The 3,753-nt window shown below is 72.4% G+C and carries 7 protein-coding genes; all 7 read left to right on the top strand.

Annotated features, from left to right (window positions below):
- Positions 1–159: 159 nt before the first annotated feature.
- Entirely contained in the window at positions 160–507 is a 348-nt protein-coding gene (locus ACY45C_RS04465; RefSeq protein WP_462186370.1) for a GTP-binding protein, read from the top strand.
- Between the two features lie 167 nt (positions 508–674).
- Positions 675–863: a DUF2273 domain-containing protein gene (locus ACY45C_RS04470; protein WP_462186371.1), complete on the top strand. Its 189-nt coding sequence runs from the start codon at positions 675–677 to the stop codon at positions 861–863.
- Entirely contained in the window at positions 860–1,243 is a 384-nt protein-coding gene (locus ACY45C_RS04475) for an Asp23/Gls24 family envelope stress response protein (RefSeq protein ID WP_462186372.1), read from the top strand. The genes ACY45C_RS04470 and ACY45C_RS04475 overlap by 4 nt, the downstream gene beginning before the upstream one ends.
- Positions 1,244–1,342: 99 nt before the next feature.
- Positions 1,343–1,912 (top strand): DUF6286 domain-containing protein, encoded by a 570-nt coding sequence (locus tag ACY45C_RS04480; RefSeq protein ID WP_462186373.1) that lies wholly within the window; start codon positions 1,343–1,345, stop codon positions 1,910–1,912.
- Positions 1,909–2,577: an Asp23/Gls24 family envelope stress response protein gene (locus ACY45C_RS04485; protein ID WP_462186374.1), complete on the top strand. Its 669-nt coding sequence runs from the start codon at positions 1,909–1,911 to the stop codon at positions 2,575–2,577. Before ACY45C_RS04480 ends, ACY45C_RS04485 begins: the two co-directional genes overlap by 4 nt.
- A gap of 177 nt (positions 2,578–2,754) precedes the next feature.
- The gene (locus ACY45C_RS04490) at positions 2,755–3,375 is read left to right on the top strand and encodes a 50S ribosomal protein L25/general stress protein Ctc (RefSeq protein ID WP_462186375.1); all 621 of its coding nucleotides are present in this window, start codon (positions 2,755–2,757) and stop codon (positions 3,373–3,375) included.
- Positions 3,376–3,408: 33 nt separating this feature from the next.
- Positions 3,409–3,753 (top strand): aminoacyl-tRNA hydrolase (gene pth / locus ACY45C_RS04495; RefSeq protein ID WP_462186376.1); only part of this gene is annotated, 345 nt, incomplete at its 3' end.

The raw sequence follows: 3,753 nt of genomic DNA on the forward strand, positions 1-3,753 counted from the left end.
TCCCCGGGTCGACGTCGTCATCCGTGATCTGGCGATTCCGGATCCGGACCTGTCGTGCCCGGAGGGGCCGGACGCGGCGGTGGTCGGTCCGGAGACGCTCCGTTCGGGGGTGCCGGATGCGGGGGTGCCGGATGCGGGGGTGGCGGAGATGGGGGCGTCGTGACCTCCGATCGGCGGCAGGAGTCATCCCGACGCCAGCTCGACGCCGCCCGACGCAGGGCCGAGATCCGCGCGTTCATCCGCACGCACCACCCGGATCGGGGAGGTGATCCACAGGCGTTCGCCGCCGGCCTGCGGGCCCTGCGATCCGCGCCGGACGGGCCGGCTGGGCCGGACGCGCTGGGTGTTCCGGGCGTCCGCCTCACCACCCATCATCGGCCCACCGCCGCGGGCATCCTGTTCGCCTGGGTTCGCGGTCGCGGGCGCCGGTGTCCCGACTCCGCGCGCCGGTGGTGGTCGTACCGCTGGGTGCGGTTCGGCCCCGGCCGTGGTCCTCGGGTGCGCTGAGGCGACACCGGGTCCGCGGGACCGCACCCCGGGCCCGGTTCCATGTGACGATCACGCGGGACGCCCCTCGATCTGCCGGTCCAGAGGGGCGGACCGGGTACCGCGGCCGCAGGATGGGCCGGGCTGGATGGGCCGGGCTGGATGGGCTGGGAAAGGGGAAGAGCCACATGCGATCGAGCGCGCTTGGCCTGATCATCGGTCTGATCGCCGGACTCGCCCTCGCCTTCGGGGGCTTCGGCGAGTTTCTGATCGTGCTGGTCTTCGGTGCGATAGGGCTGGTTATCGGCAAGGTGGTGGATGGTGATCTCGATATCACCCGTTACGTGGGCGGTGACCGGCGTCGGGGGCGGCGGTGAACGAGAGGGAGCGTGTGCGACCGGGCCGTCCCGCGGGTAGGCGGTCAGGGGCCGGTTCCCTGCGGGTGGCGGACCGGGTTGTCGAGAAGATCGCGGCCATGGCGGCGGCGGACGTTGTCGGCGTTACCGGACCGCCACGCAGATTCCCGCGCCGTGGCGGCGCGCGGCGTCGTGGGCGTGCCGGGCGGCCACGGGTCTCGGCGAAGATGGAGGGAGCCACCGCCCGGCTGACGATGTCGTTCTCCGTGCGTTACCCGATCCCGGTCACGGAGACGGCCGAGCTGGTCCGTTGTGAGGTGCGGGACCGGGTCGCGGCGCTCACGGGTGTGCGCGTGGCACACCTGGACATCGAGATCCCGTCGCTGTCCTCCGATGGGTAGCGGCCATCTTCTGTCCCGCCGGTTCGCGTTCAGAGCACGGGTAACAAGAGCACGGGTAACAGGCAAGGCTGGGCTCGGTGAGGGGAGGGTGCCGTGTGGGTGGGGCGTAGGATCGTTGCCGGACTGCTCGCCGCGCTGACCGCGGCCGCCGGGGTCATCACCGTCATCGAGATCGTGGCTGCGGCCGGCGGTGGCAGGGGCTACGCCGTGGTCGACTGGCCGGCGTGGGCGGACGGCCTGGCGGGCACGGCCTGGTCCTCCGGGGCGGTCCGACTGGCCGCGGGGATCTGCGTTCTGGTCGGCCTGCTGCTGATCTGGCTCGGAGCGCGGCGCGGAACGCCGTCCCGACTCACCGTGCGGCGCAGCTGCGCGCAGACCATTGTCTTCGTCGAGCGGCGAGGGCTTGCGCGGGCGCTGAGCTCCGCCGCCCTGACCGTCGACGGGGTGCGGGCCGCCCGGGTTCGGGTCCGTGACCGGACCGCCGACGTCCGCCTGCGTCTTCGGCCGCGTGCCGCCGGTGGCGCGCGGGAACGCGCGGGTGCCGTCCTGGCCTCCTTGCTTGCCTCCTTCGAACTGGCTGAGCCGCTCGAGCTGCGCATCCAGGCGACCCCACCGGCCGCGGACCGGACCGTCAACGGGGCGGGACGGACCGGTGGCGGTGCGGCATGACCGAGACACGGGCAGCGGGAGGGCAGACCGCCGAGGGCCGCTCGGCGGGTGGCGGGGTACCCACGGAGCCCGGCGGTGGGCCGGCCGGGCTGTCCGAGCCACCGCCCGACCGCCTCAACCGGGTCGCCCTGGTCGGAGTCGGGTTGCTCTGCCTCGCGGCCGGTGTTCTCGCGTTGCTGGTGGGGGCCGGTGCGTTCGGAGACGGCGTCGCCGACGAGGCGGTGCTCGATGCCGACACCCGTTCCTACCCGACCTCCCACACCTGGTTCTGGCTCGCCGTGGGGATCGGTTCCGGGCTGGTCGTCCTGCTCGCCCTCGGGTGGCTTCGGGCGCAGACGGCGCTGGCGGCGCGGCGCCGTGGACTCTACGTGACGGATGATGCGCTCGGCGGTGTCCATCTGTCCGCCGCGGCACTGACCGACGCCGTCGAGGACGACGTGTTCGGGATCGCGGGCGTCGAGGCGGTGCGGGCGGTGCTGCGTGGCCGGCGGGAACCCGTGCTGGAGATCGCGGTCACCGTTGTCCCGGGGCCGGGGGTCGCCGGCGTGCTCGACGACATCCGTGGCCCGGTGCTCCATCGAGCCCGGACCGCGGTCGGTCGTCCGCGGCTACCCGCCAAGGTGGAGGTCCGCCCCGCTGCCACCATCCGGCCGCAGGTGCGCTGAGGTGCGGCCCGGCGTGACCGGGCAGGGTGACCAAGGCCGCGACGCACCAAGGGTCTTGACAGAACGGGGTCGTTTCCCCCTTGCCGTGGCGCGTCCGGTACTGTGAAGGACCGCGCCGCGGTGGTTCCACCGCCCTCCGGCGCCGGATCCCCAGTTTAGGAAAGGATGAGCGCCGCCATGTCCGAGGTCCGCATCGCCGCGGAGCCGCGCACCGAGTTCGGTAAGGGCGGGGCTCGTCGCACCCGTCGGGCCGGCAAGGTCCCGGCCGTTCTCTATGGTCACGGTAAGCCGCCGCGTCACATTGCGCTGCCCGCACACGACCTACTCCACGCCTTCAAGACCGACGCCGGCACGAACGTCCTGTTGACGCTCGAGCTGGCCGAGGGGACCGAACTCGCGCTCGCGAAGGACGTCCAGCGCCACCCGATCAAGGGCAGCTTCGAGCACATCGACCTCGTGCTCGTAGCCCGGGGCGAGAAGGTCGTGGCCGATATCCCCGTGCAGGTGATCGGGGAACCACACCCGGACACCCTGGTCGACCAGCAGGTCACCACGATTGCGGTGAAGGCCGACGCCACCCGGCTGCCCGGCCCGATCGAGGTCGACATCACCGGGCTCGAGCCGGGTACGAGCATTTTCGCCCGCCAGCTGGTGCTGCCGGCCGGCTCCGAGCTCGACGCCGACACCGACCTGGTCGTCGTGCAGTGCCTGGCCAAGCGGACGAACGCTCAGCAGGAGGCCTCGCTCGGCGAGACTCCGGTGGCGGAGGAGGCCGGCGTCGCGAGCGCGTCCGTCTAAGCGGATCCGCTCCATCGCCGATGTTGTCTGCCGATGGTAACCATCCCGGCCGACGATGGGCCCTGGCTCGTCGTCGGCCTCGGCAATCCCGGACCGACCTATGCCGGCAATCGGCACAACGCCGGCTTCATGGTCGTGGACCTGCTCGCCGAGCGGACCGGGTCGCGGCTGAAGTCGCACCGTTCCCGGGCCGATGTCGCCGAGACCCGCCTGGCCGGGGCGCGGGCGGTCCTCGCCCGCCCGCTCTCCTTCATGAATCTCTCCGGCCATCCTGTCGCGGCGGCCCGGAGCTTCTACAAGGCCGAGGTCTCCCGGCTCATCGTGGTGCACGATGAGCTTGACATCCCCTTCGGGGCTGTGCGGCTCAAACGCGGCGGT

It is taken from the genome of Frankia sp. CcWB2, from assembly GCF_977927585.1.

Bases quoted from the DNA above. Each gene is read 5' to 3' on its own strand.
- ACY45C_RS04470 (WP_462186371.1), top strand. From the start codon at position 675: ATGCGATCGAGCGCGCTTGGCCTGATCATCGGTCTGATCGCCGGACTC.
- ACY45C_RS04485 (WP_462186374.1), top strand. From the start codon at position 1,909: ATGACCGAGACACGGGCAGCGGGAGGGCAGACCGCCGAGGGCCGCTCG.
- ACY45C_RS04490 (WP_462186375.1), top strand. From the start codon at position 2,755: ATGTCCGAGGTCCGCATCGCCGCGGAGCCGCGCACCGAGTTCGGTAAG.